The sequence below is a fragment of the Paenibacillus piscarius genome, from assembly GCF_022234545.1.
Lineage (GTDB): Bacteria > Bacillota > Bacilli > Paenibacillales > Paenibacillaceae > Paenibacillus_AQ > Paenibacillus_AQ piscarius.
The window spans coordinates 441070-456101 of the sequence record NZ_JAIEUI010000002.1; the positions used below are offsets into that span (position 1 = coordinate 441070).

The 15032-nt window shown below is 54.8% G+C and carries 13 protein-coding genes; 10 read left to right on the forward strand and 3 right to left on the reverse strand.

Annotated features, from left to right (window positions below):
- Positions 1-102 precede the first annotated feature (102 nt).
- The gene (locus tag K1558_RS32670; protein ID WP_274528391.1) at positions 103-1191 is read left to right on the forward strand and encodes a collagen-like domain-containing protein; all 1089 of its coding nucleotides are present in this window, start codon (positions 103-105) and stop codon (positions 1189-1191) included.
- A gap of 259 nt (positions 1192-1450) precedes the next feature.
- A complete protein-coding gene (locus tag K1558_RS05500; protein WP_238650501.1) occupies positions 1451-2650 on the forward strand; it encodes an MFS transporter in 1200 nt (399 codons plus the stop codon).
- 53 nt (positions 2651-2703) lie between these two features.
- Here K1558_RS05500 and K1558_RS05505 read toward each other — a convergent pair whose 3' ends face one another.
- Positions 2704-3387, reverse strand: a complete 684-nt coding sequence (locus K1558_RS05505; RefSeq protein WP_238650386.1) for a GDSL-type esterase/lipase family protein — start codon at positions 3385-3387, stop codon at positions 2704-2706.
- 254 nt (positions 3388-3641) lie between these two features.
- Between K1558_RS05505 and K1558_RS05510 the strand changes: the two genes are divergently transcribed.
- The 4 genes from K1558_RS05510 to K1558_RS05525 all read left to right on the forward strand — a co-directional run bounded on the left by K1558_RS05510 (position 3642) and on the right by K1558_RS05525 (position 7034).
- On the forward strand, positions 3642-4325 hold the full coding sequence (locus K1558_RS05510; RefSeq protein ID WP_238650387.1) for a pectate lyase: 684 nt from the start codon (positions 3642-3644) through the stop codon (positions 4323-4325).
- Positions 4326-4573: 248 nt separating this feature from the next.
- Positions 4574-5347, forward strand: coding sequence for an amino acid ABC transporter substrate-binding protein (locus tag K1558_RS05515; protein ID WP_238650388.1), 774 nt, complete (start codon positions 4574-4576; stop codon positions 5345-5347).
- A 258-nt stretch (positions 5348-5605) separates the two neighbouring features.
- On the forward strand, positions 5606-6265 hold the full coding sequence (locus K1558_RS05520; protein WP_238650389.1) for an amino acid ABC transporter permease: 660 nt from the start codon (positions 5606-5608) through the stop codon (positions 6263-6265).
- 25 nt (positions 6266-6290) lie between these two features.
- A complete protein-coding gene (locus tag K1558_RS05525; protein WP_274528432.1) occupies positions 6291-7034 on the forward strand; it encodes an amino acid ABC transporter ATP-binding protein in 744 nt (247 codons plus the stop codon).
- A gap of 141 nt (positions 7035-7175) precedes the next feature.
- On the opposite strand, the gene K1558_RS05530 is transcribed toward K1558_RS05525, so the two are convergent.
- On the reverse strand, positions 7176-8315 hold the full coding sequence (locus tag K1558_RS05530; protein ID WP_238650390.1) for an AI-2E family transporter: 1140 nt from the start codon (positions 8313-8315) through the stop codon (positions 7176-7178).
- A 177-nt stretch (positions 8316-8492) separates the two neighbouring features.
- Here K1558_RS05530 and K1558_RS05535 point away from each other — a divergent pair, with 177 nt between their 5' ends.
- Both K1558_RS05535 and K1558_RS05540 read left to right on the forward strand, forming a co-directional pair.
- On the forward strand, positions 8493-9164 hold the full coding sequence (locus tag K1558_RS05535) for a response regulator transcription factor (protein WP_238650391.1): 672 nt from the start codon (positions 8493-8495) through the stop codon (positions 9162-9164).
- Positions 9161-10234 (forward strand): HAMP domain-containing sensor histidine kinase, encoded by a 1074-nt coding sequence (locus tag K1558_RS05540; protein ID WP_238650392.1) that lies wholly within the window; start codon positions 9161-9163, stop codon positions 10232-10234. The genes K1558_RS05535 and K1558_RS05540 overlap by 4 nt, the downstream gene beginning before the upstream one ends.
- On the opposite strand, the gene K1558_RS05545 is transcribed toward K1558_RS05540, so the two are convergent.
- Complete coding sequence (locus tag K1558_RS05545; RefSeq protein ID WP_238650393.1) at positions 10224-11285, reverse strand: suppressor of fused domain protein; 1062 nt, start codon at positions 11283-11285, stop codon at positions 10224-10226. The two genes, K1558_RS05540 and K1558_RS05545, sit on opposite strands and share 11 nt — an antisense overlap.
- 174 nt (positions 11286-11459) lie before the next feature.
- Between K1558_RS05545 and K1558_RS05550 the strand changes: the two genes are divergently transcribed.
- Positions 11460-13223, forward strand: a complete 1764-nt coding sequence (locus tag K1558_RS05550; RefSeq protein ID WP_238650394.1) for an ABC transporter ATP-binding protein — start codon at positions 11460-11462, stop codon at positions 13221-13223.
- The gene (locus K1558_RS05555; protein ID WP_238650395.1) at positions 13223-14983 is read left to right on the forward strand and encodes an ABC transporter ATP-binding protein; all 1761 of its coding nucleotides are present in this window, start codon (positions 13223-13225) and stop codon (positions 14981-14983) included. The genes K1558_RS05550 and K1558_RS05555 overlap by 1 nt, the downstream gene beginning before the upstream one ends.
- Positions 14984-15032: the final 49 nt, after the last annotated feature.

Below are 15032 nucleotides of genomic sequence, written 5' to 3' on the forward strand. Positions count from 1 at the left end.
TCGTGAAGCCTGAATAGGCTTATAGTAATCATTGATTATGCCGCTGACTCAGCAGGTGTCCTGAAACAAAATCCAAATATACAGACTGGAAGTGATAAAGGAATGGCCATTTTATCAACAGGACCGATCGAAAATAATCCGGTTAACGGGACGAGGCCCACTCAGCAGGTTACTGTTAAAATTGTTAACAACAATGATATCTCGGCTTCCTCAGTATCCATTCAGGGGTTTTATCTAAATACAGGAGCCAGAGTCATGTATGTTAACGAAGTACTCTTTATTGCTGAGAATCAAGTCATTACGAAGGATTATTACGCAGATTTTAATAGTTTTGAATTTATATTTGTAACACCTGATAATCTTTTCGATATGATTGAACCTGTCCAAATATCGGTATGGGGCAAGAGTAGTACAGGTGAGCTGGTAACCGCACACCGCTTAGTCTCTGAAGAACTGCTTGGAGATGGTAACGGCGGAGAGAAAGGAGCTACTGGAGCGACAGGACCTGCCGGAGAGCAAGGTCCTCCTGGAATGACTGGACCCACCGGAGCAGGAGTAACGGGTGCTACCGGATCAACAGGTCCACAAGGATCAACAGGACCAGCAGGCTCAGGGGCAGGGGCTACAGGCCATACCGGGCCTACTGGCATCACTGGGATGACAGGCATAACCGGACTCACGGGTGTCACTGGACTTACCGGCGTCACCGGACTCACGGGTGTAACCGGACTTACCGGCGTTACAGGAGTCACCGGAGCTACGGGTACCCTTTCAACAGCTTACGCCGTTAGCTTTGCAGATTCTCCCGCTATAGCCGTTATTCTTGCTTCAAATGAAAAAATCAATTTCGCCACACCAGTTGAGTCTCTTGGTATTACATGGGATGCCACATCAAAAGATTTTACAGTTCCTGCAGATGGGATTTATCAAGTAACGTGTACTGTTTTTATTGCAAGTGGTACGGACGGAGTGTTTGAGTTCATGAGCGGGCCTGGACCATCAGCTGTAAGCAGGTCGATCGCATATGCAAGTTCCTCTGATTCTGTTACCATGTTAGAGATTTTCTCCTTAAACGCCAACGACAAAATTGCCGTTAGCAATGGCGGTAATGTCAGTGTTACGATGCTAACCGGGACCTATGATGGAAGAACTCCAAATTATGCAATGATCACTATCGTCAAAATCTCCTGAACCTGAGTATCACGCAACAATGCAGTTGAATTTCACTTAATCATAATTATAGGCTCGTATTGGAAGGGAAGTCAGTGAACCCTGCCAATAGGAGCTTTTAATGCGTTATACGACGAGATAATTACCTCTTGCCCTTTCACCGGAAACTGACTACAATGCACTTATTGCCTGAATTATGACCCAGGAGGATATTATTGTGAACGATCAACCCGGCAATTCCGCCAGCACACCCGGCAAGAAACGGGGCACCGTCTATATTATGCAGCTTGTGACTATTTTCCTGGGCTTTGTGGTATTTGGCATCTCAGAAAATATTAAAGGGCCCGCCATCCCGCGCATTCAGCTCGCCTTCCAGTTAGATGAAGGACAGCTCGGCACCCTGCTCTCGCTGAACGCTCTGGGCTATCTGATCGCCTGCTCCTTCACCGCGATTCTGGTCCGCAAATGGGGCATTAAGGCCGTCACTATTATTTCATTTGCTTCCATGGTGCTCTCCGGGGTGCTGATCTTCCTGTCGCATACCTATCCGCTGTTCGCCTCCTCCTACTTCCTGATGTATATCGGCAACGGGATGCTGGAGATCGGGCTGGCGATTCTGGGAGCACGTATTTTCGTCAAAAACACCGGGCTAATGATGAACCTATCCCACTTCTTCTATGGATTAAGCTCGACCGTAGCGCCGCTGCTGGCGACCGGGGTGATGTCACTGAGCGTCTACGGGCATGTGCTCGACTGGCGGGGCATGTATCTGGTCATGCTGTCGCTCTGCCTGCTGCCGATTATAACCGCGCTGCGCAGCACCTATCCCGGAGATGATCTGCCGCACGAAGACCGCACCTCCTTCCGCACGCTGATGCGTGATCCGGCGCTGTGGATGATGGTGATGATCCTCACCTTCGGCGTGGTCTCGGAGCTGGCGGTCGGCGGCTGGCTGGTGAACTTTTTGGAAAAAGCTTACGCCTGGGACACCGTCCGGGCCTCCGGCTTATTGTCGGCGTTCTTCCTGCTGTTCTCCCTCGGACGGCTGCTGCTCGGTGCGCTGACGGACCGGATCGGGTTCGTGCTGTCGCTGATCATTTTCTCGGGCTTCTCCGCAGTCTGCACCTTCGCCGCCTTGGCGGGCGGGGAGCGCCTCGCCGTCCTGTTCGCCGTATCCGGCGCAGGAATTGCAATCATCTACCCTACCGTGATGGCCTTCATCGCCCGCCGTTACCCGAAGGGAAGCGACACCGCGATCACCTTCGTGGTGACCATCATGGGCCTCGGGAGCGTCATCGGCAACTACATGATCGGCTGGGTCATCGAGGCCGTCAAAGCCATGTATGGCCGCACCACCGCCCTCGGACTGCTGCGCGGCCTTCAGGCCGGGTACGGCTTCATCGGCTTATGCGCAGCCGTCTGCTCCGTAGCGGGCGTTGTACTGTTTGTGTATTTAAAGCGGCGGCAGGAGCTGATCTGAGCTCTGATGGAATCAGGCAAGGCAGAAGGCCCTGCCGCTCTGCTCTTGCCTTTTTACAAATACGCCTTAAGATTATCGAGCACCACGGAGTACCCGTTCCCGTACATATGAACCCCGTCCATCGTGTACTCCTCCTTCAGATTCCCTTCGGCATCCGTCAGCCCGTCATTCACATTAATGAACGCATAGCCGTGCTTCAACGCTAATTGCTCCACAGCCCGGTTCGCCTCCAGCAGAGACACATTCGTTCTGGTCCGGAAGTAACTGTCCTTCGCCGCCTGATCCATGCCGGGAAAATCGGCCTTGGCGTTTACCGGATAATAGGCCATGACATACACCTTGCACTCCGGCAGTCTATTCCCGATCTCCGTCAGAATTTCATTATAGTTCGCCAGCAGCTTCTCCAGCTCGTATTCCCCGTCCGCAGAGCTGATGTCGTTGGTACCGATATTGATGAACAGCTTCGCCGGCTCCAGCTCGAAGATACATTCCTCCATTGCGCCCAACAACTCCCGGGTCACATACCCGGCAATGCCGCGATTGTAGATGATCGTCTGCCTCTCCAGCGTCTGCTGCAATTCATTAATCGGAAAAAATTCCATCAGCGAGGACCCCGCCATTACCGTCTGCCCTTTGCGGACATAGGCATTCAGCACCTTGTACTTGCGGACCTTGTCTTCCTTCTCCCGCTGCATCTGTTCATCCATGATCTCGTTGATAAGCTCTTCCTGAGTCAATCTGATCGCCTCCATTTCTGCTATTCTGTTATTCTACCATTGTTCCCCTCCACCGGCAGTTATCCTTATTGGACCTGCTGCCCACCCGCGCCTAATTGTGTCGAAAATATGGTAATTGATTTCATAACAAGGAAATTGTTCTATGCACACGTGTTCCGAATATCCTATATATCGGGTGCAGGCAGAGGTGCACATCTGCTCTGTTCCCGGCAGGTCCGGCGAACCGGACCCATTACTATATGTTGAAGGGCGGAATGTTTTTGAAAAAGGTAATGAGCTTGCTCCTGTCGGCTGTCCTGCTGTCCTCGTTCTATGTTGCTGCACCTCCCAAGGCCTCTGCTGCCTCGCCGATTGTGGTTAGTACGACGATTGTCGTTCCGGCAGGGCAGACGTATAACGGTAATGGCCAGACGTTCGTCGCCAACCCGAATACGCTTGGAGACGGCAGCCAGGCCGAGAATCAGAAGCCGATCTTCCGGCTGGAGAAGAATGCTACGCTCAAAAATGTAATCATCGGCGCTCCCGGCGCAGACGGGGTGCACTGTTACGGCAACGCTACCATCTCCAATGTGACCTGGCTGGATGTCGGCGAGGATGCCCTGACGCTGAAGGCGTCCGGCACCGTCAATATTACCGGCGGAGGTGCGTACAAAGCCTACGATAAAGTGTTCCAGATCAACGCTGCGGGCACGATCAATATCAAGAATTTCAGGGCGGATGACATCGGCAAGCTGGCCCGCCAGAACGGTGGTACCTCCTTCACCGTCAACTTCACGCTGGACAGCTCCGACATCTCGAATGTGAAGGACTCCATCTTCCGTACAGACAGCAGCAGCAGCGCCGCCAAAATTACCAACACACGCTACCGCAATGTCCCTACCCTATTCAAAGGCTTTGCCTCGGGCAAGACCAGTCAATCGGGTAATACGCAATACTAGTGGAACACAGACGTAAGCTGATACACTAACCCAGCCGTTTCAGGTAACCGCCTTCATCTCTGCTCCTGTAGGGATGGGGGCGGTTTGCGTATGGCGTGAGCGGGCGAATTGGATTTATTTTGGACACATCTGTCTCTATGAACTCTATCGACATAAGCTCACATGGTATGCTATTATGATAGCCTGATAACGTATTAACGAACTAAAGCAACGGATGCGGCACGCAATCTACTAGGAGGATTAGAGAGATGAAGAAGCAAGGATTAGGGTTACTACTATTAATAGTGCTGGCTGTCGCCATGCTGTCCGGCTGCTCCAGTTCCGGGAACAAGGACGGCAAGCTGGTGATCGGAATCGACGACAAGTTCGCGCCGATGGGCTTCCGGGATGATAAGAACGAGATTGTCGGCTTCGATATTGACTATGCCAGAGCGGCTGCTGAGAAAATGGGCAAGGAAGTCACCTTCCAGCCGATCGACTGGTCAGCCAAAGAATCCGAGCTGAACAGCGGGCGGATTGATATGATCTGGAACGGATACACGATTACGGATGAGCGCAAAGAGAAGGTGTTATTCACCAAGCCGTATCTGGAGAACAGCCAGGTGGTTGTCGTGCTGGCAGGCTCTTCGCTGACCAAGCTTCAGGATCTGGCCGGCAAAGAGGTCGGACTGCAGAGCCTCTCCTCCGCTGCCGATGCCCTGGAAGCGAATCCGGTGAAGGCTTCGCTGAAGGGCGTGTCCGAATACACCGATAATGTGCTGGCGCTGACCGACCTGAAGTCCGGCCGTGTGGACGGAGTGGTCATCGATGAGGTAGTCGCCAGATACTACATAGCCAAGGAGCCGGATACCTACAAGCTGATGGAAGAATCGCTGGCCCCTGAGCAGTATGGTATCGGGATCAAGAAGGGCAATGAAGCCCTGCTGAATGAGCTGCAAAAAGCGCTGGACGAGCTGAACAGCGACGGCACCGCCGCCGACATCTCCACCAAATGGTTCGGAGAGAACAAAGTATTGAACTAGCTGATTGAAATTAAACTGACAGGGAAAGTGGCGGAGGGGAATTTGGGAACTGTAGGAGCGGTAGCGTCCGCCTGAAAGCTTTCCGCAGGAAAGCTCGCTTCGGAAGCATCAGCAGTCACCGGATTTCATCCGCGAACAGCGGTTTTAATCAAGAAATCTGGGGACAACAGCGGCCGGAAGTCCAAATATTCTCTGGAGTCACGACTAACCTGTCAGGTGAACCAACAACAGATTGTTCGTTTAGGAGCCGGTTAAGCCATGAATATCGATTATATTATCCAGATTTCCGGGCCGATGCTGGAAGGCGCACGCACCACAGTGCTGCTATTCCTCATCGTGATCGTGTTGTCCATTCCGCTCGGAATGGCGGTCACCCTGATGGCCAAAAGCCGGTTCAAGCCGCTGGCCTGGATCGCCCATACTTATATCTACGTCATGCGCGGCACACCGCTGCTGCTGCAATTGCTCTTCTTCTGCTTCGGCCTGCCGCAGATTCCCGTGATCGGGCAATATCTGGTTATGGACCGCTTCGTGGCGGCTGCCTTGGGCTTCATTCTGAACTACGGCGCTTACTTCGCCGAGATCTTCCGGGGCGGCCTGCTCTCCATCGACAAAGGCCAGCATGAAGCCGCCAAGGTGCTCGGGCTTAGCAGATGGCAGACGCTGCGCAAGGTCATTCTGGCCCAGATGTTCCGCGTAGCGTTGCCTGCGGTCGCTAACGAGTCGATTACGCTGGTCAAGGACACCGCACTGCTGTATGCCGTGGCCGTGCCTGAGCTGCTGAACTTCGCCAAAACGGCGGTGAACCGTGATTTCACTGTCGTTCCTTTTGTCGTCGCGGGGATAATTTATCTGCTGATGACATTGGTGCTGACGTTGTTCTTCAAGGCGCTGGAGAAGCGTTTCAAATTCGAGTAGAAAGGCTGTTATGGCTATGAGCAGCATGAGTAATATAATAGAAGTCTCGCAACTGCAGAAATCGTTCGGCAGCCTAAGTGTGCTGAAAAATATAAGCTTCGATATGAAGCCTGGAGAGGTGGTTGCAGTGATCGGGCCCTCCGGCTCCGGCAAAAGCACCATGCTGCGCAGTCTGGTCCACCTTGAAGAGGTGACCAAGGGAAGCATCCGCATCAGCGGACAAGCACTGGTCGAGAACGGCCATTATGCCAGCGGCGCTGCGATTAAGGACATCACCGCAGGCATGGGCATGGTGTTCCAGCACTTCAATCTGTTCCCGCATCTGACGGTGCGGGGGAATCTGGAGCTGGCCCCGCGAACCCTGAAGCGGAAAAGCGTCCAGGAGATTAAGGCGGCAAGCCGGGAGCTGCTCGCCAAGGTGGGCCTGGCCGACAAGGCTGATGTCTACCCCTCCACCCTGTCCGGCGGACAGAAGCAGCGGGTTGCTATCGCCCGGGCACTGATGCAGAGCCCGGAGATCCTGCTGTTCGACGAGCCGACCTCGGCGCTTGATCCCGAGCTGACCGGTGAGGTGCTGCGCGTCATCCGCCAGCTGGCCGAGGAGAACATGACGATGATGATCGTCACGCATGAGATGAGCTTCGCCCGCGATGTCGCCGACCGCATCTTCTTCATGGACAACGGCGAAATTGCCGAAGCAGGCACCCCGGAGGAGCTCTTCGGCAACCCGAAGCTGGAGCGGACGCGGGCGTTTTTGATGCGGGAGTAAGCTCAGTAGAATGTGATCGGTTTTTCGATTACATTTGGCCCGCGCACCAGCATACTGTATCTCGTCTTTACAAACAAAGGACCGGAACGCCACAACGGCGGTTCCGGTCCTTTTCTGGCAGCTCCCTGCCGTGTCAATTACTCATGCCTCCGGCTGCGGCCCCGGTTCCGGCGCTGGCGGTCCCATAGGCACCGCCGGCTCCGGCTCGTCCTCCCACCGTTTGCGGATGAACAGCTCGTAGATCTTGGTCACAATGATCTTCAGGATCATGTAGACCGGGATAATGATCAGGATGCCGATAATGCCGCCGAAGTCGCCCCCGGCCAGGACCAGCAGGATGGTCGTGATCGGGTGGATGTCCATGCTTTTGCCGAAAATATAAGGAGCCACCAGGTTATCCTGAATTTGCTGCGCGACCAGCACGACCACAATCGACCAGATGGCCGTGGACGGCGACTCGATCAGGCCGAAGATAAAGATAGGGATCGTCGACAGAATCGCCCCGATGAACGGGATGAAATTCATGATGACGGCGATCAGAGTCAGGATCAGCGCATACGGCAGGCCAATGATCAGGAAGCCGAGATACATCAGGACGCCCAGCGCCAGATTCACCAGCACCCGGCCGACAATGAAGCTGCTCAGCACGCCGTCGATCTCCGCCACCACTCCCACACCTTCTTCGTGGTAACGCCGTGGAATGAAGCTCACCAGCCGGCCGCCGAACTTCCCGCCCTCCTTCAGCATGTAGAACAGCAGGATCGGGAACGTGAACAGCACAATGGCGAAGTTGGATACAAAAGAGAACAGCCCCGTCACATACCCCGTAGCCAGCGAGAAGCCTTTGTTCAAATATTCCATTAATTGGCTGGCCAGATTCATATCCTCCGGGATCAGCTTCGACAGCAAATCGCTGTTCTCCAGCTTGTTCAACTGGTCGCCCACCGCTCTGAGGACGCCCGGCATATTATTGACCAGATGCACGAGCTGGTCCCTCAGGGAAGGCCAGACGCCCACCGTGAACACAAGAAGCAGAATCCCAATGACCAGATAGACCAGCAGAATAGCCAGCGTCCGGTTCAGTCTGCGGGAGGCCAGATAATCGATCAGCGGCCGCAGCAGATAATTGAAGAACACCGCCAGCATTAACGGAATAATCACTACATTAAACAATGAAATCACCGGCGTGAAAATAAAATTCACCAGTGTGCCGACATAGATAATACCCAGCACCAGCAGCACGGCGATGCAGATACGGATGAACAGATTCAGTTTGGCCATAATCGACTCCCGTTTCTATATTTTGAGCGGTCAACCTATTCTCATTAATATAGTCACTGAATCTTAATTCAGACTAAACCCGGCCTAAAGATAAGCTAAAGATTTTGTCTTCTGCCCCTCTTTCTATTAGAATGGTGGGCAGAAGCGGTGAAATACGGCAAGCGATGGAGTGAACCTATGATAACGATCCTTGTGGTAGAAGATGATAAGCATATCAGGAAGCTGATGAATGCCGTCCTGCGGCGCGAAGGCTACGAAGTGGTCACCGCCGGAAATGGTATCGAGGCCCTTGAGGTGCTTGAAGTCCGGCACATCGGCCTGATTATACTCGATATTATGATGCCGGAGATGGACGGGTACGCCTTCGCTGAAGAGCTTAAGCAGGCGGGTAGCCGGATTCCGCTGCTGATGGTGACGGCCAAGCTGCTCCCTGAAGATAAAAAGAAAGGCTTCCGGCTCGGAACCGACGACTACATGACCAAGCCAGTAGATACCGAGGAGATGCTGCTGCGAATCCAGGCACTGCTGCGCCGTTCGCAGATCGCGAGCGCCCGCAAGCTGGTGATCGGACAGGTTCAGTTGGATTATGATACGTTAACTGTGACCCGGGGCGGGGATAAGCAGACGCTGCCGCAGAAGGAATTCTATCTTCTATATAAGCTGTTATCCTACCCGGAGCGGATCTTCACCCGCATCCAGCTCATGGACGAAATCTGGGGAATGGACAGCGAATCAACAGATACAACGGTAAATGTGCATATCAACCGGCTGCGCAAGCGGTTCGATACGTATCCCGAGTTCGAGCTGGTCTCCGTCCGGGGACTCGGCTATAAGGCGGTGCGGACATGATCAGGAAGCTGAGAGAGCGGGTCGGGAATCCGCTGTATTTTTCGGCCGGTGTATTTGTAATCTTCCTCTATATTGTGCTGACCACCGGAGTTCTGCTCTATCTGTTAACCGCCTTTGGGGTGCTGAATATAGCGGTGTTCCAGGACATTAGAATCCTAACCCTCATCATCGTGCTTGCCTGTCTGATCGTCGGCACCGTCGCCTCGATCTTCGCCAGCCGCCAGATGCTGAGAACAATGCGCAGCTTCATCGATGCAACCGAAAGGCTGGCGGCAGGGGATTTCTCCACCCGCCTGGAGCTGAAGAAGCCGCCGGAATTCAAGCTGCTCTCCGCCAACTTCAACCGGATGGCCGATGAGCTGGGCGGCATTGAGCTGCTGCGGACGGACTTCGTGAACAACTTCTCGCATGAGTTCCGCACCCCAATTGTGTCGATTAAGGGCTTCGCGGAGATTCTTAAGGATGACGCGTTAAGCAAGGAAGAACGGGATGAATATCTGGACATTATCATTGAGGAATCCACCCGCCTCGCCTCACTGGCTACGAATGTCCTGAACCTATCCAAGGTGGAGGCCCAGAGAATTCTGACCGACCGTGAGTCCTTCAATGCCGGAGAACAGCTCCGCCAGTGTATTCTGCTGCTGCATTCCCGAATCGAGCAGAAGCAGCTTTCTTTTCAAGCCAACATCAAGGAATATATGTTATACGGGAACAAAGAGCTGCTGAATCAGGTCTGGCTCAATCTGCTGGACAATGCGATCAAGTTCACTCCGGAGCATGGGGAGATTGGGGTGTCAATGAGGCATACAGGGGATTGGATGGAGTTCATTTTCCAGGATAACGGCGCGGGCATCAGCCCGGACGCTCTGCCCCGGATCTTCGACAAGTTCTATCAGCAGGACGATACGCATACAGCTTCCGGGAACGGGCTGGGGTTGTCTATTGTCCGCAAAATCACAGAGCTGCACGGCGGGAGCATCCGCTGTGACAGTGCTCCCGGTGAGGGGACCACCTTCACGCTGCTGCTCCCCGCTTCCACACAGCTTCCGTCAGCACCGGTCAGCCGATAACCTCGACGACATTGCCCTCCTGATCCTTGATGTACGTCTTGCGGATCTGTATCTTCAGGTCTTTGGCGGCGGACAGCCGGAACTCACCCTCCTTGGGCTGGAGCTTTGTCTCCAGCTCCAGGACCGCCTCGTCTGTGAGGCCGATGCTGACGAATTCCGGGTTGACCACACTCTCATTTTGTGGTCTCGGCTCCAGCATCACCTGCAGCTGCCTGCTGGTCAGCGTCAGCGGCACGCCCTTCAGCAGACGGCCGCGCAGCAGCTTGGCAATGACCGGTGCCTGCCGAGCACCGATAGTCAGGACGGCTGGGGCTGCGCCCAGCAGCCGGTTTTTGGCAGGCTCATAGCCCAGTTCATCCACATACAGCATACCTGTCTTCGAACCGTCACGCGTTATCCCCTGGCGCACCGCCTCCTGGATCGCCGGCAACCGGAGCAGTGAATCCCGGGCAAGATCGGTGATATGCAATGGCAGCACATCCTGGCTGGCCTGGAGGAAGGCGTTCGTATTCCAGGTCATCATCGCTTCCAGCTCCTCTGCGGTGATTCCCACCATCTGCAGGAATTCTACCCGGCCGTTAGGTGTATCAATGGCGGGAAGCTCCGGGTCATCGGTGAAGGCCAGCGCCGTCAACTGCGTATCTGCCCCCAGGCAGATGGGACCATTCGCGTCCAGATGATGGCCGGAGGCGAAGACGTTGCCGCTGGAGAATACATATCTGGCCATGTTTTGCAGCAGATTAATCGCCCACGCGGGAGGCTCCTGCTCACCGGGGCTGCGCGCCAGCCGGAAGGTCAGCTCGAAGCCGTAGCCGCTGTATTCAGGGTCCTCGGACTCCTTCTCGAACAGCTCGGAGAAGCCGAAGGTCACGAAATGCCAATGCGGATACGGCCGCTCCGCTTCATACGCGCTGATTCCGTTCAGCGGATCATTGCCCCCCAGCGAATACGGCAGCATAGCCGCATAATGCTTCGGCTTCTGTTCCCCGTACAGTCTCGTCATCTGTTCCTCGATGGCATCCCAGCCGATCGCTTCCACTTCTTCGCTCATTGTGTTCACTCCGCTTTCTATAATTATGTACTTTTGGACAATCCGGCTTCATAAATCTCCCGTTCATTACCCGATTTCCCATCTCCATAACCAGCCGCACAGCCCGCAAAGTTAATGTTCAGTTTATCATTCTCCCTTACGATTACAGCAACCTAACGTAAAGGAGTCATTCTTATGCTGAGAATACTGAAGAATCTGGAGCGCGGAGAATGGTTCTTATTTGCCATCAGCCTGATGTTCATTAGCGCGCAGGTGTGGCTGGATCTGGAGCTGCCCGGCTACATGAGCGAGATTACCCGGCTGGTGCAGACTCCGGGCAGCGAGCTGCGCGAGATTCTGACCGCCGGTACCTGGATGCTGTTATGCGCGCTCGGCAGCGTCGCCACCTCCATCGTGGTGGCCGGGATTGCCGCCCGGATTGCCTCCGGCTTGTCTGCAAGACTGCGCGCGAAACTGTTCGACAAGGTGCAGTCCTTCTCGATGGAGGAGATCAGCAGCTTTTCCACACCCAGCCTGATAACCCGCTCCACAAATGATATCACCCAGGTTCAGATGCTGATTGTGATCGGCCTGCAGATGCTGGTCAAGGCCCCTATCCTTGCCGTCTGGGCGATTCTGAAGATTACGGGGAAAAGCTGGCAATGGTCGCTCGCCACAGGTGTCTCGGTTGGCCTGCTGGTCTTGCTCGTCGCCGTCAGCATCGCGCTGGCGCTGCCTAAATTCACCAAGCTGCAAAAGCTGACCGACAACCTGAACCGGGCCTCCAGAGAGAATCTGAACGGTCTCCAGGTGATCCGGGCGTACAATGCCGAACGGTATCAGGAAGCGAAATTCGCTGCTGTGAACGACGAGGTGACCCGCACCAATCTGTTCGCGAACAATGTCATGACCACGCTGATGCCAAGTATCTCGCTGATCATGAGCGGACTCAGCCTCTCGATCTATTGGATCGGGGCCTTGCTTATCCAGGCCGCAGATGTGCCTGCCCGGCTGGGCTTGTTCTCGGATATGATCGTGTTCTCATCGTATGCGATGCAGGTGGTGATGGCTTTTATGATGCTGATTGTGATCTTCATTCTGCTGCCCCGGGCCCAGGTATCGGCTGTGCGCATTCAGGAGGTGCTGGAGACGGCACCCCGCCTGAAGAACGGACCGGTTACCCGCTTCCCTGCGGATAGTGAGACGGAGCTGGAGTTCAGGGAGGTCAGCTTCAAGTACCCTGGTGCGGAGGAGGAGGTGCTTAGGAACATCAGCTTCACGGTGAAGCGCGGGGAGACGGTGGCTTTTATCGGATCAACAGGCTGCGGCAAAAGCACACTCATCAACCTAATCCCCCGCTTCTACGATGCTACCGGAGGCGAGGTGCTGATCAAGGGGATCAATGTCAAGGAATATGACCAGCAGATGCTGCGCAGCATCATGGGCTATGTCTCGCAGAAGGCGGTGCTGTTTGGCGGGACGGTTGCGTCTAATATTGCTTTTGGCGGGAAGGGCTCCGGTTCCGGGGAGATTCTCTCATCGGATATCACAGATGCCGCCTACACCTCGCAAGCCTCAGAGTTCGTGGACAAGCTGGAGGGCGGCTATGATGCCCATATCGCGCAGGGCGGCTCCAATCTGTCCGGCGGACAGAAGCAGCGTTTATCTATTGCCAGAGCGATCGCCCGGCGGCCGGAGCTGCTCATCTTCGACGATTCGTTCTCGGCGCTGGACTACAAGACCGACCGCAAGCTGCGCAGCGGGCTGAAGAAGGACGCCCGAAGCGCGACAAAGCTGATCGTAGCCCAGCGCATCGGGACGATCAAGGACGCCGACACGATCATTGTGCTCGAAGAAGGGCGGATCGCCGGAAAAGGCACCCATGACGAATTAATGCAGACCTGCCCCGTCTATCAGGAGATTGCTTATTCCCAGCTGACCAAGGAGGAGCTTGCCTAATGCGAACTAAGAACACAAGACAGAACACCTGGAGCAAGCTGCTCCGCTATTGCCGCAAATATGTTCCGGTCATGGCGATTGCCCTGCTGAGCGCGGCTGGCGGAACGGTGCTGACGCTGCTCGGCCCGGAGATGCTGGCGGAGATTACCGACAAGATTACGGCTGGTATCGCAGGCGGGATCGATATGCAGGGGATTGCCGCCATTGGCTTGACCCTTGCTGTGATTTACGGCATCAGTTGGGTGTTGTCACTTACTGAGGGGCTGATCATGTCTTATGTGACCCAGAAGGTCACGAAGGGGTTACGAACCGATCTGGCGCACAAAATAAACCGCCTCCCCCTCTCCTACTACAACAAATCCGCTACAGGGGATATTCTCTCCCGGGTGACGAACGATGTGGACAGCATCGGGCAAGCGATGAACCAGAGTGTGGCGATGATCGTAACTGCGGCAGCCATGTTCACCGGCTCGATGATTCTGATGCTGCGCACGAATGTCGTAATGACCCTGACCGCTATCGCAGCGACTATCACCGGCTTTGCCCTGATTACGGTGATTATGAAGCAATCGCAGAAGTATTTTGCCGGGCAGCAGGAATATCTGGGGAAAATCAACGGTCATGTCGAAGAGGTCTATACCGGACATCAGGTGGTAAAAGCCTATAACGGCGAAGCGCAGATGCAGGGCACCTTCCAGGAATTGAACGAGGGGCTGAAGAGAAGCGCGTTCAAGGCCCAGTTTCTCTCCGGGCTGATGCAGCCGCTGATGGACTTCATCGGGAATCTCGGCTACGTCGCCGTCTGTATCGTGGGCGCGGTGCTGACGCTGAAGGGCACCATCTCCTTCGGGGTGATCGTCGCATTCATTATGTATGTGCGCTATTTCACCCAGCCATTGTCGCAGATCGCCCAGGCGGCGCAGAATCTGCAGCTCGCCTCCGCCGCCGGAGGACGCGTATTTGAATTCCTGGAAGAAGCGGAAATGGCCGATGAGAGCGGCAAAACGCAGAAGCTGCCTGCTGCCCAAGGCAAGGTCCGGTTCGACGGGGTGAAATTCGCTTATGAAGGGTCGGAGAAGCTGGTGATCAAGGATTTCTCGGCAGAAGTCGCGCCCGGGCAAAAGGTAGCCATCGTCGGTCCAACCGGTGCAGGCAAAACCACGCTTGTGAATCTGCTGACCCGGTTCAATGAGCTGACCGGCGGGGAGATTTATATTGATGATATGCCAATCAGCAGCCTGACCAGAGAGAATATTCATGACCAGTTCTGCATGGTGCTGCAGGATACCTGGCTGTTCGAGGGCACGATCCGCGAGAATCTGGTCTATAATCAGCAGAATATTACGGACATTAAGCTGGAGGAAGCGTGTAAGGCTGTGGGCCTGCATCACTTCATTCAGACCTTAAGCGGCGGGTACGACACCGTTCTGAACGACAAGATCAATCTGTCTGCCGGACAAAAGCAGCAGCTCACCATCGCCCGCGCCATGCTGAAGGATGCGCCGATGCTCATTCTGGATGAAGCCACCAGCTCTGTGGATACCCGGACCGAGCTGTTGATCCAGCAGGCGATGGACCAGCTGATGGAAGGCCGGACCTCCTTCGTCATTGCCCACCGGCTGTCCACGATCAAGAATGCCGATGTGATCCTTGTGCTGAAGGACGGCGACATCCTGGAGAGCGGCAGCCATAATGAACTGCTGGCGAAGAACGGCTTCTATGCGGAGCTGTATAACAGCCAGTTTGAGCAGGCTTCTTGAGGTGGGGGTGGGGGTGGGGGCGGGGACAACTCCATCAGTTACAAAAAAA

Excerpts from the sequence above, each read along its gene's own strand:
- K1558_RS05510 (WP_238650387.1), top strand. The coding sequence starts at position 3,642 with ATGTTTTTGAAAAAGGTAATGAGCTTGCTCCTGTCGGCTGTCCTGCTG.
- K1558_RS05530 (WP_238650390.1), bottom strand. The coding sequence starts at position 8,315 with ATGGCCAAACTGAATCTGTTCATCCGTATCTGCATCGCCGTGCTGCTG.
- K1558_RS05525 (WP_274528432.1), top strand. The coding sequence starts at position 6,291 with ATGAGTAATATAATAGAAGTCTCGCAACTGCAGAAATCGTTCGGCAGC.
- K1558_RS05500 (WP_238650501.1), top strand. The coding sequence starts at position 1,451 with ATGCAGCTTGTGACTATTTTCCTGGGCTTTGTGGTATTTGGCATCTCA.
- K1558_RS05515 (WP_238650388.1), top strand. The coding sequence starts at position 4,574 with ATGAAGAAGCAAGGATTAGGGTTACTACTATTAATAGTGCTGGCTGTC.
- K1558_RS05520 (WP_238650389.1), top strand. The coding sequence starts at position 5,606 with ATGAATATCGATTATATTATCCAGATTTCCGGGCCGATGCTGGAAGGC.
- K1558_RS05550 (WP_238650394.1), top strand. The coding sequence starts at position 11,460 with ATGCTGAGAATACTGAAGAATCTGGAGCGCGGAGAATGGTTCTTATTT.
- K1558_RS05545 (WP_238650393.1), bottom strand. The coding sequence starts at position 11,285 with ATGAGCGAAGAAGTGGAAGCGATCGGCTGGGATGCCATCGAGGAACAG.
- K1558_RS05540 (WP_238650392.1), top strand. The coding sequence starts at position 9,161 with ATGATCAGGAAGCTGAGAGAGCGGGTCGGGAATCCGCTGTATTTTTCG.
- K1558_RS32670 (WP_274528391.1), top strand. The coding sequence starts at position 103 with ATGGCCATTTTATCAACAGGACCGATCGAAAATAATCCGGTTAACGGG.
- K1558_RS05555 (WP_238650395.1), top strand. The coding sequence starts at position 13,223 with ATGCGAACTAAGAACACAAGACAGAACACCTGGAGCAAGCTGCTCCGC.
- K1558_RS05535 (WP_238650391.1), top strand. The coding sequence starts at position 8,493 with ATGATAACGATCCTTGTGGTAGAAGATGATAAGCATATCAGGAAGCTG.